The following is a 22,993-nucleotide window of genomic DNA, read 5'->3' as shown; positions in this document are numbered from 1 at the left end:
ATGTGGCGAGGGAGCGGACGCCCGGCCATGACGAGGGAGCGTCATCGCCCCACGCCGCGCCCCGTTGCGTTCACGAAGAACCCGCCCCTCCCCGCCACCTTTCACCTCACCGAAACACGCCCGCCCCGTTCGCGTGTGGGACGTGATCTACCGTGGAAGTCGCACACCACAGCCCGGCCACCGTCGTCCGAAGGCACATCTCCCGCCCTCGTACGAACAGGAGCCCCGTGTCGCGCCGCGCCGCACTGTCCCCGCCGCCCTGGCTCGCCCACGCCCTGCGCACCCAGCGCGGTCCCGTCCCGTGGAGCGCGGTGGCGCGGGGCGCGCTCGCCGCCGGGCCGCTCCTGCTCACCGGTGTCCTCAACGGCCGTACCGCGATGGGTGTCCTGGCCGCCATCGCCGCGATGCTCGTCGGCATCAACGACCGGCCCGGCAGCCGGCGGGCCTCCGTCAGGCGGCTCGGGGTGCCCGCACTGGCCGGGGCCCTCGGGCTGCTCGTGGGGACGTACGCCGGGCAGTGGCTGCCCGCCGTGCCGCTGACCCTGCTGCTGACCGCGCTCGGGCTCGTCGCCGGCGCCGTCAGCGCGGTCGGGCCCGTCGCCTCCGCCGCGGGCACCCAGCTGCTGGTGACGGCAGCCGTGGGCGCCGGGATGCCGGCGGCCGAGAGCGGCTGGCAGCGGGCCCTCGCCTTCCTCGCCGGAGCGGGCTGGCTGCTCCTGCTGCGGCTCGCGCTGCCCACCCCCGGGTCGCTCACCGGGGATTTCCGGTTCGACGGTGAGCGCGAGGCGGTCGCCGACGTCTACGACGCCGTCGCCGCCCTGCTCGACGCCGTGGGCGGCGAGGCTGCCACCGCCCGCCGGGCCGACCTCACCGCCGCACTCGACCACGCCCAGGACGCACTCGCCGGGCCACGGCTGCGCCGGCAGGCGAGCTCGGCGGCCGAGCGCCGGCTGCACGCCCAGTACGCCGCCGCGCTGCCGCTCGCCGAAGCCGCCACCGCCCTCGCCTGGGCGGGCGAGCCCCTCTCCGCGCGCGCCGCGCAGGGCCCCCGGCGACTGGCAGCGGCCGTCCGGGGCAACACGGGCACCGGTCCGCTGCCCGCACCCGGCCTCCCCCACGCTCGGCATCGCTCGCGCGAGGGGACCCCCGCCGCGCCCGCCCTGCGCGCCCTCGACGACGCCCTGCTGCGTGCCGCGGACGCCTTCGACCGGGCCCAGGGCGTACGCGGCACACGGCACGCCGAAGGCGACGGGCACCGGCTGTTCGCCCGGCGGCGCGACGCCGGGGCGGCCGTCCGGGCCGCGTTGGGCACCGGCGGGCGGGAGTACGGGCTGCGCGTCGCGCTGTGCTTCGGGGCGGGCGCAGCCGTCGCCCAGGCCCTGCACCACAGCCGCTGGTACGGCCAGCACCAGCACTGGTACTGGCTGCCCGCCACCGCCGTCTTCCTCGTCAAGCCCGACCTCGGGCCGCTCGCCTCCCGCGTGCTGGCCCGGGCGGCCGGAACCGTCCTCGGCGCCCTGGTGTTCGCGGTCTTCGCCGCGCTGCTGCCGCGGCCGGAGGGGCTCGTCGTGCTCGTGGCGGTGTGCGGGGCGCTCGTCCCGGTCTCCACCCGGAACTTCGCCGCCCTCACCACCGTGTGCACCGTCCTGGTGCTCGCCCTGGTCATGGTCGGCGGCGAGGCCCAGGCCTCCGTCAGCCGGATCGGGGAGACGCTGCTGGCCTGCGCGATCGTCCTGATCGTGGGACACCTGCCGATGCCGGGCAGGCGCGGCGGCGGGGTACGCGCCAGACTGGGCGCTGCCGGGGACGCCGCGCACGCCTATCTGGCGCACGTCCTGGGCGGGTCCGACGACCGCGCCGAACGCTGGGTGCTGCGCCGCGAGGCCTACCGCACCCTCTCCGAGGCCCGCACCGCGATCGCGCTCGCCGCCGCGGAACTGCCCGCCCTCGCCCGGCACACCGAGGGCACGGACGACGTCGCCGCCGTCCTCGAACGCCTCGTCGACACCACCACCGCTTGCGCCGTGCACCTCGACGACACCGGCCTTCTCACCCCGCACCACGCCCGGCAACTGGAACAACTGCTCGACGAATGGGAGCGGCGCGGCGAGCGGGTCGGCCTGTCCGCCACCGCCCGGTCGCTCGGGAACCGGCGCACGGCTGCCGCGTAGGCCTCCCGAGGCGGCGACTGCGGGCTCGGCGGCGACTGCGGGCTCGGCGGCGGCGCCGGACGAGACCTGGGGGGAGTGGGTACGGGTGCCGTCCCGGCAGCGGCGGAGAGAAAAAATCCGGAAGAGGCCCCGCACGCCGATGAGTTCCGTCCGCGCCGCCGGTCACCACTGCGCACCGGCCGTCGGACAGGAGGACCCATGTCACTTCCGGAGATCGTCACGCGCGAGCAGTGGCGCGTGGCGCGCGAGGAGTTGCTGCGCAAGGAGGAGACGGTCAGGCGGGCGCGCGACGTGCTGAGCGCCGAGCGGCGGCGGCTGCCCATGGTCGAGGTGGACCCGGAGTACGTCTTCGAGGGCGGCGACGGCAAGGCCACCCTCCTCGACCTCTTCGAGGGCCGCACCCAGCTCGTCGTCCACCACTTCATGTTCGCCCCCGAGTGGGAGACGGGCTGCCCGTGCTGCGCGGCCTTCCTCGACCAGGTCGGCCACCTGGCCCATCTGCGCGCCCGTGACACGTCGTTCGCGGCCGTCTCCCGTGCCCCCTTCACCCGGCTCCTGCCGTTCAAGGCGCGGATGGGCTGGGCGGTGCCCTGGTACTCCTCCTGCCACAGCGACTTCAACCGCGACTTCGAGGCCACGGTGGAGCGCGCGGGGGAGCTGGTCGATCGGCCGGGTCTCAGCTGCTTCCTGCGCGACCGCGACCAGGTCTTCCACACCTACTCGGTCCACGACGACGGCCTCGACGGTCTCGGCGCCATCGCCGGGCTGCTCGACCTCACCGCGCTCGGCCGCGACTCGCGCGGTGGCGAGCCGGTCCGGTACCACGACGAGTACGACGACTGAGACGCCCGTAGCGGCGGCGTGGACCGTGAGACGCGTGGGACGACTGAGACGTACGGTCGCGAAACAGTCGCTGAACGTATCGTTCGTGTCCCAAGGTGAACGGATTCTCACCGTCCGCGCTGAAAGGGTGTCAACAAGGTCTCAGTAGGGTCACCGAGCGAGGCGTTTCCCCTCTCCAGAGCGTTAACTCCTTCAAGTACAACGCTTCTGGAGGTGCGAGATGGTGAACGGGCGAACAGTGCTCGAGCGCTTTTCCGCAGGGGGCCCGCGCGGCTCGTGGCCCGCGGAGGAGTTCGCGCACGCTCGACGTCTCGAAGGCATGGCGGCCGAGGTCGTCATGGACCTCGCGACGGACACGTTCCTCGTCATCGTGCGCGGCGGCGACGGCATCGAGTGAGACCCGGCCGGACCGGGCCGCAGCGACAGGGCGCCACCGGTCGGCCGCGAGGTCGCGGCGGCCCGAACAGCGACGGACGGCCCGACGGGCGACGGACGGCACGGGCGGCGACGGTAGGCGTGAGCGGCGACGCATGGCACGTGCGGCGGCGACGTGTGCGGCCCCGGCGATGATGGACGGCACGGGCGGCGACGATAGGCGTGAGCGGCTATGGATGGCACGTGCGGCGGCGACGCATGCGGCCCCGGCGACGACGGACGGCGTGAGCGGCGACGGATTCGGGTGCGGACGCCGAGGCCGCCGGCCCCCGCCCGCCTTCGCCCAGCCCTCCCGCCGGCGTCAGGCCGAGATGCCCCGGGACCAGTCCGGAGTCGTCCCGGTCACCCGGCACAGCGCCAGGTACAGGGGGATCGGCGGCGTGTAGGGCACGGTGCCCTCGGGGCGGTGGATCAGACGCGCCGCGGCGGGCAGCGTAGCCCCCGGGGCGTACTGGGCGGGTGCGGGCCAGGGCAGGGCGTAGTCGGAGTCCGACGGAACGATCCACCACCAGCGCGCGCCGTCCGTGTACACACAGCCGACCCGCGGCAGCCGGGGCACGACCAGGGGCCCCAGACGGTCGGGTACCGCCACGGCGTCGCAGCCGAGCGGCGAGGTCATGCCCTCGGGCACCGGCAGGCGGCGCGCCGGGGCCGGCGCGTGCTGCCGACGGCCCAGGCGCACCAAGGTGTCCAGGCCGAGCGGCCGGCCGGAATCGGCGACGCCGTTCACGGCTGCCCCCAGGCGGGGTGCCGCCGCTGCGGTGCCACGTGCCGGGCCTCGGCCGGCTCCTCCTCGCCCGGGCCGGGCGGCGGGCCGTCCGGCTTGGGGCGGGCGCCCCAGCCCAGGTCGTTACGTGGCTCCGCAGCGTCACGGGTCGCGTCGCTCCGGCGGGCCAGCTCGGCCCAGACCAACAGCCCCGGCCCGTGTTCCTGGGCCCCCCAGGCCCGGCACAGCGCGTCGACGAGAAGCAACCCCCTCCCGTGCTCCTCGTCGGGCCGCTGCGGGGACGGGTGGGGCTCACCGGGCGCACAGCCCTCGTCACGAACGGCTATGCGCACCGTGTCGTCGTGGTCGTGCAGCTCGCACACCACCCGACTGCTCGCGGTGTGCACGATCGCGTTGGTGACCAGTTCCGATATGACCAGCGCCGCGGTGTCACAGGTGTCCGCACATACCGACCAGCCGGTCAGCCGGGCACGCGTCAGGCGTCTCGCCTGCGCGGGGGAACCCGGATGTGCGGCCAGCTCGAAGCGGAACCGGCGCTCGGCAGCGCCCCCACCTGGGGCTGCTCCCGTTGCGGTACCGAGACCGGGACGGCCTGCGGCAGCGTCTGTTCCTAAGGGCGCGGACGGAATCACGCTTGCCACTATCTCCCCGGCGTGAACACTTGGCAAGTGTCACTCTGAAAAATGCAGAGTGCGGTGTGACTCGGTCAGGGACCGTGGCACACTGCTCGCAACAGCACCTCGCGCGGCGCCAATTGAGACCCCCGACGATCCCACCGGACAGTCGAAAGAGTCTTCGAACGGCGCCGCAGGGCTGTGCGGATTCTTTTTGCCGGAGCGGACTGCTGTGTCGGAGGTGAGAACGTGAGCGAACCGCGGTCCGCGCCGACCGTGGGCCAGGTCGTCCTCGGCCGGCGCCTGCTGGACCTGCGGGAACGCGCCGGGCTCAAACGCGAGGAAGCCGCCCAGGTCCTCCGCGTCGCCCCCGCCACCATCCGCCGCATGGAGACGGCCGAGGTCGCCCTCAAGATCCCGTACCTCCAACTCCTGCTCAAGGCCTACGGAGTCACCGACGGCGAGGCCGAGGTCTTCGTCCAACTGGCCGAGGAGGCCAACCGGCCCGGCTGGTGGCAGCGCTTCCACGACATCCTGCCCGGCTGGTTCTCCATGTACGTCAGCCTGGAAGGCGCGGCCGCCCTCATCCGCTCCTACGAACCGCACTTCGCCCCCGGCCTGCTCCAGACCGAGGACTACGCCCGCGGTGTACTCACGTCCGGCGCCATCGGCCAGACCAGCCCCGACGAGATCGAACGGCACGTCGCCCTGCGCATGCAGCGGCAGGCCCTGCTCACCCGCCCGGACGCCCCCCGCTTCTGGGCCGTCATGGACGAGACCGCCCTGCGCCGCCAGGTCGGCGGACCGGACGTGATGCGCGCGCAGATCGACAAGTTGCTCGAGGCCACGACCCTGCCCAACGTGACACTCCAGGTCGCCCCGTTCGCCAACGGACCGCACCCCGGCACCTACGGGCCCTTCGTACTGTTCCGATTCGCCATGTCGGAACTCCCGGACATGGTCTACAGCGAGTACCTCACCGGCGCCGTCTACCTGGACGCGCGCTCCGAGGTGGCGACCCACCTGGAGGTCATGGACCGCATGGCGGCGCAGGCCGCCACGGCGCAACGCACGAAGGAGATCCTCCAGGATCTCCGCAAGGAGCTGTGAATGGACCGCATCAAGCCGCGCAGTCACGTCTACAACGGCATGCCCGCGCGGGAGTTGGGCAACGAGGGCTGGCACAAGCCCTGGAGCGGCGGCAACGGCGGAAACTGCCTGGAAGCGATGAAACTCGCCGACGGCCGCATCGCCGTACGCCAGTCGACCGACCCGGACGGACCGGCGCTGATCTACACCACCGACGAGATGACCGCCTTCATCGAGGGCGCCAAAGCGGGGGAGGCCGACTTCCTCCTCTCCTGAACCACCCATGATGATTGCTACGCGCACAACTTCCTCATCCTGCTGAACACTTGATCATCGGATGCGTCAGACGCCCAGGGAGTGCCACATGACAGGGCGGGACCCGGCAACCGTCGGGATCGACACCAGCAGACCGCACCCCGCCCGCACGTACGACTGGTACCTCGGCGGCAAGGACAACTACCCCGACGACGAGGAGATGGGCCGGCAGATGCCGGCCCTCGACCCCCGCGTCCCCGTCATGGCACGGGTCAACCGCGCCTTCACGCACCGCGCCACCCGCCGGCTCGCCCACCAGGGCTTCGACGGACCGGAACTGGCCGACCCCGGCGTCCAGATCGTCCACCCCTGGCACCCCGAACTCGGCGAACCCGTCCCCGGACAGGACGACGGCGTGATCCCCGGCTACGCCGCGGTGGCCCGCAAGCCGTAGCACCACCGGCGGGGCCCGGGCCGCTCGCTCCGATCCTTCGCAACGGCCCCCGGACCCCGCCCCGGACGCTCACCTCGGGACCCCGCCCCCGGACGCCCGAGGTGAGGACCGGTTCGAGGATCCGTGGTCGTCCCGCCGCTACACGACCATCGGACGGTCGTGCGGCGAGATCGGCGACGGCAGCTGCGAACCGCCCGTCAGATAGCGGTCCACCGCCGCCGCCACCGCCCGCCCCTCCGCGATGGCCCACACGATCAGCGACTGCCCGCGCGCCGCGTCCCCGGCCGCGAACACACCACGCACGTTCGTCGCGAACTCGCCGTCCCGGGCGATCGTGCCGCGCGGCACCATCTCCAGCCCCAACTGGTCGACCAGCCCGTCCTCCCGGTCGGGCCCCGAGAAACCGAGCGCGAGCAGCACCAGATCGGCCGGCAACGTACGGTCGGTCCCCGCCACCGGCTGCCGCGACCCGTCCACCTCCACCAGATGCAGCGACCGCACCCGCCCGCCCTCGTCACCGACGAAACGGAGCGTGGACGCCGCGAACAACCGCGCGTCCGCGTCCGCCGCCGGAGCCGTCCGCAGATCCCGCGCCTCCTCGTGCGCCGCCGACAACCGGTAGATCTTCGGATACGTCGGCCACGGCTCGCTGTCCTCGTCACGCTCACCACCCGGCTGCGCGTAGATGTCCAGCTGCGTCACCGACGCGGCCCCCTCCCGCACCGCCGTCCCCAGACAGTCCGCCCCCGTGTCCCCACCCCCCACGATCACCACGTGCTTCCCCGCCGCCGACAGCGGCGACACCTCCAGATCCCCCTCGCACACCCGATTCGCCAGCGGCAGATACTCCATCGCCTGATGGATCCCGGCCAGCTCCCGCCCCGGCACCGCGAGCTCCCGCCACGCCGTGGCCCCCGTCGCCAGCACCACCGCGTCGTACCGCGCCCGCAACTCGTCCGCCGGCACATCCCGCCCCACCGCCGTCGACGTACGGAACCTCGTGCCCTCCGCCCGCATCTGCTCGATCCGCCGCTCCAGATGGTGCTTCTCCATCTTGAAACCCGGAATCCCGTACCGCATCAGCCCCCCGATCCGGTCATCCCGCTCGTACACCGCCACGGTGTGCCCCGCCCGCGTCAGCTGCTGCGCCGCCGCGAGCCCGGTCGGCCCCGACCCCACCACCGCCACGGTCTTCCCCGACAGCCGGTCCGGAGGCCGCGGCGGCGTCAGACCGTCCTCCCACGCCCGGTCGGCGATCGCACACTCCACGTTCTTGATGGTCACGGCCGGCTGGTTGATCGCCAGCACACACCCCGCCTCACACGGCGCCGGACACAGCCGCCCGGTGAACTCCGGAAAGTTGTTCGTCGCGTGCAGCCGGTCGCTCGCCGCCCGCCAGTCCTCCCGGGACACCAGGTCGTTCCACTCCGGGATCAGATTGCCCAGCGGACAGGCCTGGTGGCAGAACGGGATACCGCAGTCCATGCAGCGATCCGCCTGCTTGCTGATGATCGGCAGCAGCGCCCCGGGAACATAGACCTCGTCCCAGTCCCGGACCCGCTCCTCGACGGGACGCCGCGGCCACTCCTGGCGCGGCGTGTTCATGAACCCCTTGGGATCGGCCATGGTCGTCTTCCTCGCGTACGCGTACCGGGAGGCACCCGGTGTACGACGGGCCGTGCGTCATCGGGCGGCACCCTTCCGGCCACGATACGTCCCAGCCGTGGCCCGCGCAGAGTGGCCGACAGCGCTTGCCTCCCCGGCCCGGACCCGCATGCCTCACGGGCCCGGACCTGCTTGCCTCACCGGCCCGGACTCAGGCCAGCGCCAGCACGTACAGCAGCGCCGACCCGGCGGAGGCCACCGTCCGGACGTGGTTCCAGAACGTCCACTCCCGCACGTACACCGGCCAGTACACGGCCGCCTCCGAGCCGCCCGGCACCAGCCCGGCCAGCCGCTCGTTACGAGGCACGTTCGCGACCGCGGTCGGCCCGAAGGCCCCGCACAGGAACAGAGCACTGCCCAGCAGCAGCTCCACCTTCCCCGCCACCGGCCACACCACGAACGTCACCACCGCGACGATCACACACAGCACCGCCGAACCGGAGAACAACAGCATGAACGCCGGCCGCAGAGCCGCCCTGTTGATCGCGTTCATCGCGGCGACCCCCTGCGCGGGCGGCAGGGCCGCCAGCCCCCGCATCACAAAGGTCGAGAAACCACAGAACACCCCGGCCACCAGCCCGGCCCCCAGCGCACCCAGCACCACCAGCACGAAGAACGGTCCGTCGATCACCATGACACCCCACTCACCACTCACCCACCCACCACGAGCCGCCCAGCCACCCCCAGCCGTCACCCGCCCCGGCCCTCGGCCTCGGCCTCACCTCCAGTGAATGCCCCACGACCACCCCCGAGCCATGGCCGAGCGCCGCGAACACATACGTGACCCTCTACGCCAGCCGGAACGAGGACCGGAGAACCGAGACGGGAAGGCGGGGGACCGGGGCGCGGGACGGGGGCGGGAGAGAGGGGACAGGGGAGGGGCAATAGGGGGAGGGGGCCGGCCGACGGGAAGGGGGCGTCAGGGCTCTACGGCAGGTAGGGCCCGGCGGGCCCTGCGCATCAGGTCCGTCCACCCCCGACCGCTCCGGCCGCCCGACCTCAGCCCGCTTCAGCAGCCCCCGCCCATCCCCGCAGCACACCCTCCACCGTCGCCGCGATCCACCGCCGCGCCTCGAACCTCGGCACACCACGCATCAGCAGCTCGTCGTACGGCGTGTCCACGTGCCGCACCGCCGCCACGACCGCCGAGATCACCGCCCGCTCCGACAGCGCCCGCCCGGCCGGACTGCGCCCCACCCGCCCGCTGCCTCGCGCCGACGCATGCGCCGCGATCGCCCGGGCCCGCTCCGCTGGGCACCCGGGGAACAGCCGCATGATCTCCGCCGCGAACGCCGCCGCGAACCGCTCGTCCTCCACCCCCCTGCGCCGCGCGTCCCGTGCCCGCCGCCGGCGCCGCGCCTCCGCGTCCGCCAGACACCGCGCCTCGGCCCGGACCAGCGCCGCCTCCTCCACGAGCAGCCCCTGCCGCTCGTACCGGCTCCTGCGCCGGTTGAACCGCACCACCACCGCCCACAGGGTGCTCTCCTCCCGCGCCCTGCGGGTCAGCGCGGTGTCACCGCGCGGCAGGAACACCAGATGCCCGAGATCCACGCAGTGCAAGCAGTACGGCGCCCCGTCCTCCAGCACCACCAGCGAAAGCGGCCCACGCCGGCACCGGGCACAGCGCTTCTGCCGCAGGGGCTGAACAGCGACAAGTCCGTCGGGAAGCAACGCAGTTGCGGTACGCGCCATACGCGGTACTTTCCCCGCCCGGCGACGTTCCTCCCGCACCGACTGCCGACCGACAAGGGGGAGGGGCCCCTCCCCCTCCCCCTCCCTCCCCTCCCACCCCTCCTCCCAGCGCCGTCCCCCCGGCCCACCCGGCATCATGGGCCTGTGCGACTCGAAGCGATCACCTGGGACCGGCTCGCCGAGCTGCTCGCCGACCGGCTGCTGGACCTGGAGCCGGCCGACGGGGGTGCCTGGCCGCGTGTCTGCTTCGACGGTGTACCAGCCGCCCGGCCCGGAGACCTCGCCGAGCGCGTGGCCGAAGCGCTGCGGGTACGCGGACGGCCTTCTCTGGTCGTCGGCGCGGAAGGCTTCCTGCGCCCCGCCTCCGTCCGGCTGGAGTACGGGCGACGGGATATCGAGTCCTACTACAGCGGCTGGTTCGACACGAGCGCCCTGTGGCGCGAGGTCTTCACGCCCCTCGACCCCGGCGGCAGCGGCCGCGTCCTGCCCGACCTCTGGGACCCCGTCACCGACCGGGCCACCCGCAGTCCCTACGTCTCGCTACCGGCCGGCGGCTGTCTGCTGCTTCATGGCCCCCTCCTGCTGCGGCACTGGTTCCCCTTCGACCTGACCGTGCACGTCCTCCTCTCCCCGGGCGCCCTGCGTCGCCGTACCCCTGAGTCCGACCACTGGACGCTCCCCGCCTTCGAGCGCTACGAGGCCGAGACCGATCCGGCCGGGACGGCGGACGTCCTCGTCCGGGCCGACGATCCACGGCACCCCGCCTGGAACGGCTGACCCGACCAGTCAGGTGCCCCGGCCGAGACGAGGCGGAGCCTCCCGACACAGCCCCCCGCGACTTGCCGGTGTCGCCGGCCCCCACGGCCTCCTCAGAGCCAGCCGTTGCGCCGGAAGCCGCGGTACAGCGCGAGGCAGGCCGCCGCCATCACTCCCATGACCAGCGGATAGCCCACCCGCCAGTGCAACTCCGGCATGAACGTGAAGTTCATGCCGTAGACGCCGCACACCATCGTCGGGACGGCGATCACCGCCGCCCAGGCCGTGATCTTCCGCATGTCCTCGTTCTGCGCGACCGTCACCTGGGCGAGGTGCGCCTGCAGGATCGAGTTGAGCAGTTCGTCGAACGCGGCTATCTGCTCCTTGGCCCGCATCAGGTGGTCCAGCACATCCCTGAAGTACGCCTGTATCTCCGGGTCGATCACCCGGATCGGCCGGGTCGCCAGGTCCTCCACCGGGCGGGCGAGCGGCATCACCGCCCTCTTCAGCTCCAGGAGTTCACGCTTGAGCTGGTAGATGCGCCCCGGATCGGCCCGTGCGCCGTTCTCCGAGAACACGTCCGTCTCGACCTGGTCGATGTCGGCCTGCACCGCGTCCGTGACGGTCAGATAGTCGTCCACCACATGGTCGGCGAGCGCGTGCAGGACCGCCGCCGGCCCCTTGGCGAGCTGCTGTGGATCGGCTTCCAGCTCCTCGCGCAGCGGGCCGAGGGAGCCGTGCCGTCCGTGCCGTACGGTGATGACGAAGTCCTCGCCGACGAACACCATGATCTCGCCGGTGTCGACCACCTCACTCGTCGCCGTCAGTTGCTCGTGCTCCACGTAGCAGACGGTCTTGAACACCGCGAACAGCGTCTCCCCGTACCGCTCCAGTTTCGGGCGCTGGTGGGCTTCCACCGCGTCCTCGACCGCCAGCGGGTGCAGGTCGAACAGCTCGGCGATGCCGGTGAACTCGCTGTCCGTCGGCTCGTGCAGTCCCAGCCAGACGAAACCCTCACCGCTCTTGCGTACCATCTCCACGGCGTCCACCAGGTCGGCGCACCCGGGAACCCGGGCACCGTCCTGGTAGGTCACGCAGTTGACGACGGAGGAGCCCAGCGGTGACCGGGCGGGATGGCTCAGGTCGACGCGCGGGCGCCGCCGGGCCAGCCGCGCCACCTTGCGCAGACCGCCGACCTTGCCCAGCTCTGTGACCTTGCGCAGGTTCCCTGCCATGGACATCCGGATCTCCTCGCGTGGCTCTCCTCGCGCATCGCCTTCGCGCCTGTCCGGCAAGTGTGCCAGTCCGGCGAACGGCGCGAGCGAGCCTGTGGGAACAACTCATTCCGCTTGGTTCCCGCCTGTGGACGAGGCGTCGGAGGCGCACCGGCCGAGGGGGATTGGGATGATCGGGGCATGGAACCGTCCGACGGATATCTCCTGCGCAACCAGCAGAGCGAGGCGCAGGAGCGCTTCGACGCCTTCGCCTCTCTCTTCGACCCCACGACCTTCCGGCATCTGGAGGGACTCGGGCTCGCTCCTGGCATGCGGTGCTGGGAAGTCGGGGCGGGTGGCACGTCGGTGGTGTCCTGGCTCGCCGACAGGGTCGGGCCCACCGGCCACGTCGTGGCGACGGACATCGACACTTCGCGGCTCGCCTCCGTGGCCCGTCCGTCCGTCGAGGTGCTCGTGCACGACGTCGGCGCACAGGAGCCGCCGGGGGTGGGCTTCGACGTGGTGCACGCCCGGCTGGTCCTGGTCCATGTCCCGGACCGAGACAGGGCGTTGCGCTCCATGATCAGCGCGCTGCGGCCCGGTGGAACGCTGCTGGTCGAGGACGCGGACCCGGCCCTACAGCCTCTGACCTGCCCCGACGAGCACGGTCCGGAGGAGCGGCTCGCCAACCGGCTGCGGCGGGGCTTTCGTGAACTGCTCGCCGATCGCGGCGCGGACCTGTCCTACGGTCGCAGGCTGCCGCGCCTGCTCCGGGAGGCCGGACTCGACGACGTCCGGGCCGACGCCTACTTCCCCATGACCTCTCCCGCCTGTGCGGCCCTGGAGTCCGCCACGGTCCGTCAGATCCGCGGCCGTCTCGTGGCGGCGGGCCTGGCCACCGACGAGGACATCGACCGGCACCTGGCCAACGTGGCGGCCGGCGGCATGGACCTGGCCACCGCGCTGATGATCTCGGCGTGGGGGCGCAAGCGCTGAGGCCGGATGCCCGAACGGTGTCGTGGGCGGGTGTCGTCGTGCGCGAGCGACGCGGTCGTCCGCGGGGCGGACGCGCGGTACGCCCCACCCTCGCTGCCCCTCGACGGGCTCAGCTGCCCTGGTGCGGTGGCCTCCCGCCCACCCGCTCAACGGCCCGCGCCCCCGCCTCGCACCCCCGGGCCGCCGCCTGCCGCGGATCGGCGCCCGTGAGCAGCGCGGCGAGGAACGCGCCGGTGAAGGCGTCGCCCGCGCCCGTGGTGTCCGTCGGGGCCGCCGGTGCGGCGGGAACCCGGGCGAGCACCTTCCCTGCCCGGGCGACCAGAGCCCCCGCCGGACCCGACTTGGCCACCACCAGCGGAACCAGCCGGCTCAGCTTGGCGGCGGCGTCGTCCGCTTCGGGCAGCCCGGTGAGCAGGCACGCCTCGTCCCGGCTGGGCAGCAGCACGTCCAGCCCCTCCGCGAAGGCGAGGAAGCGGTCCACGCCGAACTCCGCCAGGAACCCCGCCGAGGCCGGGTCCAGACTGACCCGTACGCCCCGTGCGCGTGCCGCGGCGAGAGCGACCGCGGCCAGTTCCCGGCTCGGCTCCGAGAACAGCAGATAGCCCGACAGGTGCAGCCGGGTGACGCCGTCGAGCAACGCGTCGGACCAGTCGGCGGGTTCGAGCCGCAAGGAGGCTCCGCTGTCGGTCAGGAAGGTGCGTTCGGCCGCCGCGCCCGCGTCGACGAGGCAGATCACCGTCCCGGTGGCCGCCTCGGGGTCGACCACCAGGTGAGGCCGCACTCCGGCCGCCTGCAGTTCCCGCTCGTGCCACTGCGCCGCGTCCGCACCCACCCGTCCCAGCAGCCGTACGTCCGGGCAGCCGGTGTGGGCGGCCCAGCAGGCCACGTTGGCGCCCGCGCCGCCCGGCAGGGTGCGGATCGCGGCCGCCGTGTCCGTGCCCGTGGCCAGCGGTTCCCGGTGCCGGGCGACGACATCGGTGACGACGTCCCCGACGACCAGCAGCGCGCCGTCCCGGCCCCCGGTCACCCCCTCGTCCACGCGGTGGCGATCCGTGCCGCCAGCCGCACATTGCCGCGCACCGCCGCCAGGTTGGCCTCCAACGAGGCCCCGTCCGTGTGCCGGACCAGGTGGTCGAGGAGGAACGGCGTGACCGCCTGGCCGGTGACGCCCTCCTCCTCGCAGGCGCGCAGGGCGTCGGCGAGCACGCGTGCGTGCAGTCCGGGATCGAGCTGCTGCTCCTCCGGTACGGGATTGGCGACGATCAGTGCCGCGTCCGGGGCGTGCAGCGCGTCCTGTGCCCGCATCACCTCGGCCACCTGCTCCGGGCTGTCCAGGGTCCAGTCGACCGAGTGACCGGAGTCGGACAGGTAGAAGCCGGGGAACCGGTCGGTGCCGTACCCGGCGACGGTCACGCCCAGGGTCTCCAGACGCTGCAGGGTGGCGGGCACGTCCAGGATCGACTTCACGCCCGCGCACACCACCGTGATCCGGGTCCGTGCCAGCAGGCCGAGGTCGGCGGACTCGTCCTGGGTGACCGTCCACTGCCGGTGCACGCCGCCCAGGCCGCCCGTGGCGAAAACGCGGACGCCCGCGAGCGCCGCGAGCTGTGCGGTCGCCGACACCGTGGTCGCCCCGCTCGCCCCGGCCGCCACGGCGGGCGGCAGGTCGCGGTGGCCCAGCTTGCGGATGCCGTCCTCGTTGGCGACCCGTTCGAGCTGTTCCTTGTCGAGGCCGATGTGCGGCTGCCCGTCCAGCACGGCAATGGTGGCGGGGACGGCGCCCTCCCGCCGCACCACGTCCTCCAGCTCCAGCGCCACCTGGAGGTTGCGCGGGCGGGGCAGCCCGTGCGCGATGATGGTCGACTCCAGCGCCACCACCGGCCGCCGCGCGTCGATCGCCTCCCGGACTTCCTGCGACACCACCAGCACCACGCGCCCGCCTCCTGTCCGTCGGTCCTTCCTCATCTCTGGCGGGCGGCACCTCCGGCTAAACGCTTGCCGTCTGTGGGGGATGCCACCAGCCTGGACGGCATGACCGACCACACCGTCCGTCTCGACCACGTCGTGCTGTGGGTGACCGACCCGGTCGCGGCGGCCCGCTTCTACCAGGAGTCCGTGGGCCTCGAACCCGTGAGGGTCGGGGAGTTCGCCGCGGGCAGGGTGTCGTTCCCCTCGGTGCGCGTCAACGAGGAGACCATCCTTGACCTCGCGCCGTACGGGCTGGCGCCGCGCATGGACATGCTTCCCGGTTCCGCCGACAGCGCGGGCCACCCCGTGAACCACGTCTGTCTGTCGCTGTCACCGGCCGGCTTCGACGCCCTGCGGGCCCGCCTGGCCGCTCATGGCGTCCCCATGACCGACGTCGGACACGGCTCCTTCGGCGCCCGCGGCTCGGCCACCGGCACCTTCTACTTCCGGGACCCCGACGGCAACGTGATCGAAGCACGGCACTACACGTAGCCGCGCCCGGGCCGTCAGAACAGCGGCTCGGGCAGCACGCCTTCCAGGGCGAGCAGCTTCCGCTTGGCCTCCAGCCCGCCGCCGAAACCGCCTATGCCGCCGTCGCTCTCCACCACGCGGTGACACGGAACGACGACCGGCAGCGGGTTGGCCCCCATCGCGGCGCCCACCGCCTGCGCGCCGCCCGGCTGTCCCACCCGGCCGGCCAGGTCGCCGTACCCCACCACCGTGCCGTACGGGACGCCGGAGGCCAGCTCGCGCAGCACCTGCCGGTTGAAGCCCGAGATCAGCGACCAGTCCAGCGGCAGGTCGAAGGCGTGGCGATCGCCCGCGAAGTAGGCCTTCACCTGCCGTATCGGCTCCGCCAGCACCGGGGCGTCCGGGTCCTCGGCGAGCTCCGTGCCCAGCCGGGCCGCCAGCCGCTCCAGGGCGCGCTCGCGCACCGGGTCCGAGGCGTGGAAGACCACGTTGACCAGGCCCTCGCGGGTCGCCGCCAGCATCAGCGGGCCGATGCCGGTGTCCACGACGGCCCACACGACCCGCTGCTCGTCCTGCCCATGGCTGTCCATGCGCCCACCGTACGACCCGCCACTGACAACGCCCGCCGCACGGCAGCCGGCCCGGAGGCTCAGTCCGTCCCCAGGGCGGCCCTGACCACGTCGGGCCGGTTGGTGATGACCCCGTCGACGCCGTAGCCGGCGACCTGCCAGGCGGTGGCCGGGTCGTCCACCGTCCACGCGAACACGCCGAGCGTCCTGCCGTGCGGCCCGGTGAAGGTGTGCACCGCGGAGACGTAGGCGCCGGAGATCGACCCGTACGAGGGATTGATCAGATCGACGAAGTGCGCGTACTCGGGCAGCTCCGCGACGGGCGGCCTGCCGAGGTAGGCGGTGGTGACGGCCGGCCTCAGCTCGTGCACCGTCCGCAAGGAGTCGGCGCTGAAGCTCTGGACGATCAGCCGGTCGTGGTGCCGGGGGCCCAGCCAGCCCTCGTTGCTCAGCAGCTTCAGCGTCTGCTGCTCGATGCCGGGGTAGAGCTCGGGGTTCTTGATCTCCAGCAGCAGTTTCTCGTGGTTGCGCTCGACCCGGCGCATGTACTGCTCGAGCGTCGGCACGCGCGTGCCCGCGTACGCGGGCGAGAACCAGCTGCCGGCGTCCAGCCGGGAGATCTCGGCGGCGGTGAAGTCCTTCACCTTCCAGGGCGCCCGGTCCGGGAAGACCTTCTCGACGTCCGTCGTGCGCCGCAGGCTGTCGTCGTGGATGACGACCAGCTCGCCGTCCTTGGTGCGCTGCACGTCGTTCTCCACCCAGGTGAAGCCGAGCTCCGCGGCCTTGTCGATGGAAGCGAGCGTATTTTCGGGGGCGTAGGCCGAGGCACCACGGTGTGCGACCACCGTGGGACGGCCGACCTCGCCCGCCCGGGCCTCGGCCGCGGACAGGGGGGTCAGCAGGGCTGCCGTACCCAGGATCACGGTGGTCGTGGCGGCGACTGCGCGCGCGTACATGCGGTCTCCTCGCGTCGATCGGTTACCGACAGCACCAGCTTGACAGCAGACGGTAAGAGCACGCGTGCGCGGAGCGGCCACCCGGTGAACGACAGCGTGCAAGTCCGCTCACGAGTGCCGCACAAGTGGGGCAAGACCGTGTTTCTTTGCCGGAAAATCGTTCGACCATTCCGGTGGGGGTCATACTCTCAGCGTCAACCCTGGTCGCCCCCGCGGTCCTGGGACGGGGGCGCAAGTCGGATATTCCGGGACGGAACAGGGCGGAAGGGCAGCCGCGCATGCAGGGCACGGTCGACGGATTCAGTTACGGGGCCGTCACCCCGTTGGTGGCCTATCTGATGGCCTGCCTCGGTGGCGCCCTCGGCCTGCGCTGCACCACGAGATCCTTGCTGGTCACGCACTCCCGGCGGCCCGCCTGGCTGGCCCTCGGCTCGGCCGCGATCGGCTCCGGTATCTGGACCATGCACTTCGTCGCCATGATCGGCTTCAGCATCAAGGAGACGCCGATCCACTACGACCAGCCGATCACCTATGCGAGCCTCGCCCTCGCCGTCGTCATGGTGGGCGTCGGGATCTTCATCGTCGGCTACCGGGGCGCCACCGGCACCGCCTTGTTCACCGGCGGCACGATCACCGGTCTGGGCGTCGCCTCGATGCACTACCTGGGCATGGCCGGCATGCAGTTCGACGGCAGGTTCACGTACAACACCCTCACCGTCGCCGCCTCCGTCGTCATAGCGGTCGTGGCCGCCACGGCCGCCCTGTGGGCGGCCGGCCGCGTCCGTGGCTTCCTGTGGAGCGTGGGCGCCAGCCTCGTGATGGGCCTCGCCGTCAGCGGCATGCACTACATGGGCATGGCCGCCCTCGACGTCCACCTCCACACCCCGCCCAGCGCCGCCACGACCGGCTCCGGGGCCGACGTCCTCGCCCCCATGCTCATCGGCCCGCTCGTCTTCCTGCTCATCGCGGGCGTCGTCGTGATGCGCGACCCCCTGATGATCACGGGGAACCCGGCCCGTTCCCCCGTCGAGGAGAAGCCGGGCGTCCCGGCCGCCGCCGTGCCCTCCCACCAGGACCGCCGAACGCAGCCCCACACCGCCCGCCGGCCGGTCCGGCACGAGCGCCACCACGCCTCCCGCACCCCGTAGAACCGCTGACCGGAACCGGTTGTCAGTGGAGGGTCGTACGGTTGATGGCATGCGGCCCGTCTCTCACATCGAACGCACGGTGGCGCCTTTCGAGGTCGTCAGTCCCTACCAGCCCGGCGGCGACCAGCCGGCGGCCATCGCCGACCTGGCCAAGCGCATCGAGGCCGGCGAGAAGGATGTCGTCCTGCTGGGCGCGACCGGCACCGGAAAGTCCGCCACCACCGCCTGGATGATCGAGAAGCTCCAGCGCCCCACCCTCGTGATGGCGCCGAACAAGACGCTGGCCGCCCAGCTGGCCAACGAGTTCCGCGAGCTCCTCCCGAACAACGCGGTCGAGTACTTCGTCTCGTACTACGACTACTACCAGCCCGAGGCCTACGTCCCGCAGTCGGACACCTACATCGAGAAGGACTCCTCGATCAACGAGGAGGTCGAGCGGCTGCGTCACTCGGCGACGAACTCGCTGCTCACCCGCCGCGACGTCATCGTGGTGGCCTCGGTCTCCTGCATCTACGGCCTGGGCACGCCGCAGGAGTACGTGGACCGCATGGTCCCCCTGCGGGTCGGCGACGAGATCGACCGCGACCAGCTGCTGCGCCGCTTCGTCGACATCCAGTACACGCGCAACGACGTGGCCTTCAGCCGCGGCACCTTCCGGGTGCGCGGCGACACCATCGAGATCTTCCCGGTCTACGAGGAGCTGGCCGTCCGCATCGAGATGTTCGGCGACGAGATCGAGGCGCTGTCCACGCTCCACCCGATCACCGGCGAGATCATCAGCGACGACCAGCAGCTGTACGTCTTCCCCGCCTCCCACTACGTCGCGGGACCCGAGCGCATGGAGCGGGCCGTCAACGACATCGAGAAGGAGCTGGTGGAGCGGCTGGCCGAGCTGGAGAAGCAGGGCAAGCTGCTGGAGGCCCAGCGTCTGCGGATGCGCACCACCTACGACATCGAGATGCTCCGCCAGATCGGCACCTGCTCCGGCGTGGAGAACTACTCGATGCACTTCGACGGGCGTCTGCCGGGCTCCCCGCCCAACACCCTGCTGGACTACTTCCCGGACGACTTCCTGCTCGTCATCGACGAGTCGCACGTCACCGTGCCGCAGATCGGTGCCATGTACGAGGGCGACGCCTCCCGCAAGCGCACGCTCGTCGACCACGGCTTCCGGCTGCCCTCCGCGCTGGACAACCGCCCGCTGAAGTGGGAGGAGTTCCAGGGGCGGATCGGGCAGACGGTCTACCTGTCGGCGACCCCGGGCGCCTACGAGCTCTCCCGCGGCGACGGCGTCGTCGAGCAGATCATCCGGCCGACGGGTCTGGTCGACCCGGAGGTGGTGGTCAAGCCCACCGAGGGCCAGATCGACGACCTGGTGCACGAGATCCGCACCCGCACCGAGAAGGACGAGCGCGTCCTGGTCACCACGCTGACCAAGAAGATGGCCGAGGACCTCACCGACTACTTCCTGGAAATGGGCATCCAGGTGCGCTACCTGCACAGCGACGTCGACACCCTGCGCCGGGTCGAGCTGCTGCGTGAGCTGCGCGCCGGTGAGTTCGACGTCCTGGTCGGCATCAACCTCCTGCGCGAGGGCCTCGACCTGCCCGAGGTGTCCCTGGTGGCCATCCTCGACGCCGACAAGGAGGGCTTCCTGCGCTCCGGGACCTCCCTCATCCAGACCATCGGCCGCGCGGCGCGCAACGTCTCCGGCCAGGTCCACATGTACGCCGACAAGATCACCCCGGCGATGGAGAAGGCCATCGACGAGACCAACCGGCGCCGGGAGAAGCAGGTCGCCTACAACAAGGCCAACGGCATCGACCCGCAGCCGCTGCGCAAGAAGATCAACGACATCGTCGCGCAGATCGCCCGCGAGGAGGTCGACACCGAACAGCTCCTCGGCACCGGCTACCGCAACCCCAAGGACGGCAAGAGCGCCAAGGCACCCGTGCCGTCGCTGGGCGACAAGTCGCTCAAGGGCGCGAAGGCGGGCAAGGCCGCCAAGGGCAAGACGGCCACGGTGCCGACGGACCGTCCCGCGGCCGAGCTCGCCGAGCAGATCGAGGAGATGACGGACCGGATGCGGGCGGCCGCAGCCGAGCTGAAGTTCGAGATCGCCGCCCGGCTGCGTGACGAGGTCTCCGAGATGAAGAAGGAGCTGCGCCAGATGCGGGAGGCAGGCATCGCCTGACTCCCCGGCGGCCCTAACGGCCCCACCGGACCCCGGTGTCCGCGCGCTGTGTTGCAACACCGACACAAACCGTGGGCCGGGGTTCGGCACTGTCAGTGCTCCTGCGTAGGGTTCTGGCAACCGCGCGCTGCGCGGCAACAGGGGAAAACGAGAGGGGAAGACAGCCGTGACCGTCAATCTGTCCAAGGGTCAGGCCATCAGCCTGGAGAAGAAGGACGGCGCCACCCTGACCGCCGTCCGTATGGGTCTCGGCTGGCAGGCGGCGAAGCGCCGGGGCCTGTTCGGCTCGCGCACGCAGGAGATCGACCTGGACGCCTCGGCCGTCCTCTTCGCCGAGAAGCAGCCGGTCGACGTCGTCTTCTTCCGCCACCTGGTCAGCGACGACGGCTCCGTGCGCCACACCGGAGACAACCTCGTCGGCGGCTCCGGCCAGGGCGGCGACGACGAGGCCATCCTGGTCGACCTGCAGCGGGTCCCGGTCCACATCGACCAGATCGTCTTCACCGTGAACTCCTTCACCGGTCAGACGTTCCAGGAGGTGCAGAACGCGTTCTGCCGCCTGGTGGACGAGACCAACGGCCAGGAACTCGCCCGCTACACGCTGGCGGGCGGCGGCGCGTACACCGCCCAGATCATGGCCAAGGTGCACCGCGTGGGCTCGGGCTGGACGATGACCGCACTCGGCGAGCCCGCCAAGGGCCGCACCTTCCAGGACCTGATGCCGACGATCCTGCCGCACCTGTAGGGCGACCACCCCGCACGGCGCAGCGCACGACAACACCACACAGGGGGGGCGACGGCGATGACGGCCGAGCTGGTGCGGGGGCAGAACCACCCGCTGTCCCGGACCCGGGTGGAGATCCGGGTCTCCGCCGGCGTACCGGTCCTCGCGGGTGCCGCGCTCGGCGACGAGCACGGCACCGTGCGCGGCGCCGAGTGGGTGGCCCACCCCGGCGCCCCCCACCTGCCCGGGATCGAGGTGTCCGGGCAGGCCGCCGCCGACCACCGGATCGCCGTCGACCTGGCCGCCCTCCCGGAGGCGGTCCAGCGCGTCTCGGTCCTCCTGGCGCTGCCCACGCAGCCCGGGTGCCCCCTCCGGTTCGGCGCGGTCGCCGCCCCGCAGACGGCGGTCACCGCCCCGGACGGCACCGAGATCGCCCGGTTCACCCTCACCGGCCTGGACGCCGAGTCGGCCGTCGTCGCGCTGGAGCTGTACCGCAGGAACGACACCTGGAAGGTCCGCGCGGTGGGACAGGGCTACGCCCTGGGCCTCCCCGCACTCCTGGCCGACCAGGGCCTGGCCGGAGCCGGGGAACTCGCCGCTGTCATCCAGGAGGCGGTGGCCGCGAGCCTCGCCCGCGCTGTACCGGCGCCGCGGTCCCAGGACGCCCCCGGCGGCCCGATTGACTACAGCCACCCCCACCGCCGTGCCGGCGCCGCGCCGTCCCCGTCCCCGGAGGCACCGGCCCCGGCCGGGCAGCCCACGCCGCCGGTGGCGGGCGACGCGGTCGGCTGGTCGATGGAGGAGCGGCTGTACAACCAGGTCTGGGGCATGTTCGAGGACCTGGCCCGCACCACGGCCGCGTACCGCGGCGCCGTCGAGTTCGCCGACTCCCGGCTGGAGAAGGAACTCGACCAGGCCCTGGCCGATCCCCGCAACCGGCTCGGGGGCACGGGAGAGGCCGCGCGCGAGGCGGCCCAGGCCCGGCACACCCAGCTCTCCGACCAGGCGCGGGCCGCCTTCGACCGCGACCTCGCCCAGCTCACCGCCGAGTCCGAGGTCGTCGAGCCGGCGCTCCCGCCGGCCTTCGCCCGCTGGGACAACCCCGTCTGGCACGGCTACCGGGTACCGGCCGAGCCCCCCATGGCCCTGCGACTCGGCGACCTCTGCCTCCCCGAGAGCGCGCTGCTGCGCATCCCGCTGCTGGCCAGGCTCCCGCTGGAGCGAGGACTGTGGATCGACAGCGGGCCCCTGGAGGGACCCGACGGCACCGTCCACGACTCCCCTTCCGCGCGCCGGCTGGCCATGGAGAGCGCCGTGGCACTCGCGGCCCGGCTGCTCGCCGTCCACCCGGCGGGGGAGTTCGCCGTCCAGGTCGTCGACGCGGCCGGAGCCGGCGCCGAAGCGCTGCTGCCGCTCGTCCGGACGGGCGCCGTGGCGGCGGCGCCCGCGAGTGGCGCCGCGGGCGTGGCCGAGGTGCTGGAGCGGCTCACCCGCCGGGTCGACCTCACGCAGATGGCGGTGCGGGGCGGGGCGGCCGAAGCGCTGCCGCCGGACGTCGACGCCGCCCAGCAGCTGCTGATCGTCAACGACTTCCCGCACGGATTCGACGACCGGGCCGTGACCCGGTTGCGCTATCTCGCCGACGAGGGACCGGCCGTCGGCGTGCACCTGCTGATGGTCGCGGACCGCGAGGACGCCGAGGCCTACGGCCCGTTGCTCGACCCGCTGTGGCGTTCGCTCATGCGACTCACCCCCGTGCCCTGCGACCACCTCGCCGACCCGTGGGTCGGTCACGCCTGGACGTACGAGCCCTGTCTGGTGCCGCCCGGCAGCAGGGTCCTGGAGCAGGTGCTCACCGAGCTGACAGAAGCCCGCACCAAGCGTAAGTAAAGTGCCCATGAGCTGCTGATTTGGCAGTAGCTTTACCTAGCACTTTACCTTTCCTTGGTGATTGGGGTACTGTCTTCCGTACGGAGGGGAGTACTCCCTGGCTGCGACGCACCCGTCAGTACGGACCGATGAGGATCCCGGGGCGTCGGCCCGTACCGGGTG

Annotated in this window: 23 protein-coding genes; 13 read left to right on the top strand and 10 right to left on the bottom strand. The window is 72.4% G+C overall.

Going from position 1 to position 22,993, the window contains the following annotated elements; all coding sequences use genetic code 11:
* Window positions 1–227: 227 nt before the first annotated feature.
* The 3 genes from B446_RS10295 to B446_RS39485 all read left to right on the top strand — a co-directional run bounded on the left by B446_RS10295 (window position 228) and on the right by B446_RS39485 (window position 3,411).
* A complete protein-coding gene (locus B446_RS10295) occupies window positions 228–2,171 on the top strand; it encodes an FUSC family protein (protein WP_020939365.1) in 1,944 nt (647 codons plus the stop codon).
* A gap of 198 nt (window positions 2,172–2,369) precedes the next feature.
* On the top strand, window positions 2,370–3,014 hold the full coding sequence (locus B446_RS10290; RefSeq protein ID WP_020939364.1) for a DUF899 domain-containing protein: 645 nt from the start codon (window positions 2,370–2,372) through the stop codon (window positions 3,012–3,014).
* 223 nt (window positions 3,015–3,237) lie between these two features.
* Complete coding sequence (locus B446_RS39485; RefSeq protein WP_162473330.1) at window positions 3,238–3,411, top strand: hypothetical protein; 174 nt, start codon at window positions 3,238–3,240, stop codon at window positions 3,409–3,411.
* A gap of 339 nt (window positions 3,412–3,750) precedes the next feature.
* Here the strand turns inward: B446_RS39485 and B446_RS10285 are convergent, their stop codons facing one another.
* Together B446_RS10285 and B446_RS10280 are read right to left on the bottom strand one after the other, a co-directional pair.
* Entirely contained in the window at window positions 3,751–4,179 is a 429-nt protein-coding gene (locus B446_RS10285) for a hypothetical protein (RefSeq protein WP_020939363.1), read from the bottom strand.
* Entirely contained in the window at window positions 4,176–4,817 is a 642-nt protein-coding gene (locus tag B446_RS10280; RefSeq protein ID WP_078614674.1) for an ATP-binding protein, read from the bottom strand. The genes B446_RS10285 and B446_RS10280 overlap by 4 nt, the downstream gene beginning before the upstream one ends.
* Before the next feature lie 222 nt (window positions 4,818–5,039).
* Between B446_RS10280 and B446_RS10275 the strand changes: the two genes are divergently transcribed.
* From B446_RS10275 to B446_RS10265, 3 genes are all read left to right on the top strand, one after another.
* Window positions 5,040–5,900, top strand: a complete 861-nt coding sequence (locus tag B446_RS10275; protein ID WP_020939361.1) for a helix-turn-helix domain-containing protein — start codon at window positions 5,040–5,042, stop codon at window positions 5,898–5,900.
* Window positions 5,901–6,155 (top strand): DUF397 domain-containing protein, encoded by a 255-nt coding sequence (locus tag B446_RS10270; RefSeq protein ID WP_020939360.1) that lies wholly within the window; start codon window positions 5,901–5,903, stop codon window positions 6,153–6,155. It begins immediately after the preceding gene.
* An 88-nt stretch (window positions 6,156–6,243) separates the two neighbouring features.
* Window positions 6,244–6,588: an SAM-dependent methyltransferase gene (locus B446_RS10265; protein WP_020939359.1), complete on the top strand. Its 345-nt coding sequence runs from the start codon at window positions 6,244–6,246 to the stop codon at window positions 6,586–6,588.
* A 138-nt stretch (window positions 6,589–6,726) separates the two neighbouring features.
* Here B446_RS10265 and B446_RS10260 read toward each other — a convergent pair whose 3' ends face one another.
* The 3 genes from B446_RS10260 to B446_RS10250 form a co-directional block, all read right to left on the bottom strand.
* Window positions 6,727–8,214, bottom strand: a complete 1,488-nt coding sequence (locus B446_RS10260) for a glutamate synthase subunit beta (protein WP_020939358.1) — start codon at window positions 8,212–8,214, stop codon at window positions 6,727–6,729.
* A gap of 190 nt (window positions 8,215–8,404) precedes the next feature.
* A complete protein-coding gene (locus B446_RS10255) occupies window positions 8,405–8,884 on the bottom strand; it encodes a DUF1772 domain-containing protein (RefSeq protein WP_043477963.1) in 480 nt (159 codons plus the stop codon).
* Window positions 8,885–9,252: 368 nt separating this feature from the next.
* The gene (locus B446_RS10250; protein WP_078614673.1) at window positions 9,253–9,945 is read right to left on the bottom strand and encodes a DUF2293 domain-containing protein; all 693 of its coding nucleotides are present in this window, start codon (window positions 9,943–9,945) and stop codon (window positions 9,253–9,255) included.
* A 144-nt stretch (window positions 9,946–10,089) separates the two neighbouring features.
* Between B446_RS10250 and B446_RS10245 the strand changes: the two genes are divergently transcribed.
* Window positions 10,090–10,722 (top strand): hypothetical protein, encoded by a 633-nt coding sequence (locus B446_RS10245; protein ID WP_020939355.1) that lies wholly within the window; start codon window positions 10,090–10,092, stop codon window positions 10,720–10,722.
* Between the two features lie 92 nt (window positions 10,723–10,814).
* Here B446_RS10245 and corA read toward each other — a convergent pair whose 3' ends face one another.
* Window positions 10,815–11,942, bottom strand: coding sequence for a magnesium/cobalt transporter CorA (gene corA / locus B446_RS10240; RefSeq protein ID WP_020939354.1), 1,128 nt, complete (start codon window positions 11,940–11,942; stop codon window positions 10,815–10,817).
* Between the two features lie 174 nt (window positions 11,943–12,116).
* Between corA and B446_RS10235 the strand changes: the two genes are divergently transcribed.
* Window positions 12,117–12,911: a methyltransferase gene (locus tag B446_RS10235; RefSeq protein WP_020939353.1), complete on the top strand. Its 795-nt coding sequence runs from the start codon at window positions 12,117–12,119 to the stop codon at window positions 12,909–12,911.
* A 109-nt stretch (window positions 12,912–13,020) separates the two neighbouring features.
* On the opposite strand, the gene B446_RS10230 is transcribed toward B446_RS10235, so the two are convergent.
* Window positions 13,021–13,950, bottom strand: coding sequence for a carbohydrate kinase family protein (locus tag B446_RS10230; protein ID WP_020939352.1), 930 nt, complete (start codon window positions 13,948–13,950; stop codon window positions 13,021–13,023).
* On the bottom strand, window positions 13,935–14,843 hold the full coding sequence (locus B446_RS10225) for a pseudouridine-5'-phosphate glycosidase (RefSeq protein ID WP_020939351.1): 909 nt from the start codon (window positions 14,841–14,843) through the stop codon (window positions 13,935–13,937). The genes B446_RS10230 and B446_RS10225 overlap by 16 nt, the downstream gene beginning before the upstream one ends.
* A gap of 99 nt (window positions 14,844–14,942) precedes the next feature.
* Here B446_RS10225 and B446_RS10220 point away from each other — a divergent pair, with 99 nt between their 5' ends.
* The gene (locus B446_RS10220) at window positions 14,943–15,371 is read left to right on the top strand and encodes a VOC family protein (protein WP_020939350.1); all 429 of its coding nucleotides are present in this window, start codon (window positions 14,943–14,945) and stop codon (window positions 15,369–15,371) included.
* A 14-nt stretch (window positions 15,372–15,385) separates the two neighbouring features.
* On the opposite strand, the gene B446_RS10215 is transcribed toward B446_RS10220, so the two are convergent.
* A complete protein-coding gene (locus B446_RS10215) occupies window positions 15,386–15,940 on the bottom strand; it encodes a methylated-DNA--[protein]-cysteine S-methyltransferase (RefSeq protein ID WP_020939349.1) in 555 nt (184 codons plus the stop codon).
* A gap of 59 nt (window positions 15,941–15,999) precedes the next feature.
* Window positions 16,000–16,875: a glycerophosphodiester phosphodiesterase gene (locus tag B446_RS10210; protein WP_020939348.1), complete on the bottom strand. Its 876-nt coding sequence runs from the start codon at window positions 16,873–16,875 to the stop codon at window positions 16,000–16,002.
* A 278-nt stretch (window positions 16,876–17,153) separates the two neighbouring features.
* Between B446_RS10210 and B446_RS10205 the strand changes: the two genes are divergently transcribed.
* The 4 genes from B446_RS10205 to B446_RS10190 all read left to right on the top strand — a co-directional run bounded on the left by B446_RS10205 (window position 17,154) and on the right by B446_RS10190 (window position 22,831).
* A complete protein-coding gene (locus tag B446_RS10205; RefSeq protein WP_020939347.1) occupies window positions 17,154–18,023 on the top strand; it encodes an MHYT domain-containing protein in 870 nt (289 codons plus the stop codon).
* Window positions 18,024–18,072: 49 nt separating this feature from the next.
* Window positions 18,073–20,217 carry an excinuclease ABC subunit UvrB gene (gene uvrB / locus B446_RS10200; RefSeq protein WP_020939346.1) on the top strand — a complete coding sequence of 715 codons (2,145 nt, stop codon included), beginning with the start codon at window positions 18,073–18,075 and terminating at the stop codon, window positions 20,215–20,217.
* 166 nt (window positions 20,218–20,383) lie between these two features.
* Window positions 20,384–20,962 carry a TerD family protein gene (locus B446_RS10195; RefSeq protein ID WP_020939345.1) on the top strand — a complete coding sequence of 193 codons (579 nt, stop codon included), beginning with the start codon at window positions 20,384–20,386 and terminating at the stop codon, window positions 20,960–20,962.
* Between the two features lie 57 nt (window positions 20,963–21,019).
* Window positions 21,020–22,831: a TerD family protein gene (locus tag B446_RS10190; protein ID WP_020939344.1), complete on the top strand. Its 1,812-nt coding sequence runs from the start codon at window positions 21,020–21,022 to the stop codon at window positions 22,829–22,831.
* The last annotated feature ends 162 nt before the right edge of the window (window positions 22,832–22,993 follow it).

The sequence above is a fragment of the Streptomyces collinus Tu 365 genome (genome assembly GCF_000444875.1).
In the GTDB taxonomy this organism is placed as follows: domain Bacteria; phylum Actinomycetota; class Actinomycetes; order Streptomycetales; family Streptomycetaceae; genus Streptomyces; species Streptomyces collinus_A.
Note: the sequence above shows the minus strand (reverse complement) of the source record. Positions and strands in the feature narration are given on the sequence as shown.

Excerpts from the sequence above, each read along its gene's own strand:
- B446_RS10290 (WP_020939364.1), top strand. The coding sequence starts at position 2,370 with ATGTCACTTCCGGAGATCGTCACGCGCGAGCAGTGGCGCGTGGCGCGC.
- B446_RS10270 (WP_020939360.1), top strand. The coding sequence starts at position 5,901 with ATGGACCGCATCAAGCCGCGCAGTCACGTCTACAACGGCATGCCCGCG.
- B446_RS10265 (WP_020939359.1), top strand. The coding sequence starts at position 6,244 with ATGACAGGGCGGGACCCGGCAACCGTCGGGATCGACACCAGCAGACCG.
- B446_RS10260 (WP_020939358.1), bottom strand. The coding sequence starts at position 8,214 with ATGGCCGATCCCAAGGGGTTCATGAACACGCCGCGCCAGGAGTGGCCG.
- B446_RS10250 (WP_078614673.1), bottom strand. The coding sequence starts at position 9,945 with ATGGCGCGTACCGCAACTGCGTTGCTTCCCGACGGACTTGTCGCTGTT.
- corA (WP_020939354.1), bottom strand. The coding sequence starts at position 11,942 with ATGTCCATGGCAGGGAACCTGCGCAAGGTCACAGAGCTGGGCAAGGTC.
- B446_RS10235 (WP_020939353.1), top strand. The coding sequence starts at position 12,117 with ATGGAACCGTCCGACGGATATCTCCTGCGCAACCAGCAGAGCGAGGCG.
- B446_RS10220 (WP_020939350.1), top strand. The coding sequence starts at position 14,943 with ATGACCGACCACACCGTCCGTCTCGACCACGTCGTGCTGTGGGTGACC.
- B446_RS10215 (WP_020939349.1), bottom strand. The coding sequence starts at position 15,940 with ATGGACAGCCATGGGCAGGACGAGCAGCGGGTCGTGTGGGCCGTCGTG.
- B446_RS10210 (WP_020939348.1), bottom strand. The coding sequence starts at position 16,875 with ATGTACGCGCGCGCAGTCGCCGCCACGACCACCGTGATCCTGGGTACG.
- B446_RS10205 (WP_020939347.1), top strand. The coding sequence starts at position 17,154 with ATGCAGGGCACGGTCGACGGATTCAGTTACGGGGCCGTCACCCCGTTG.
- uvrB (WP_020939346.1), top strand. The coding sequence starts at position 18,073 with ATGCGGCCCGTCTCTCACATCGAACGCACGGTGGCGCCTTTCGAGGTC.
- B446_RS10190 (WP_020939344.1), top strand. The coding sequence starts at position 21,020 with ATGACGGCCGAGCTGGTGCGGGGGCAGAACCACCCGCTGTCCCGGACC.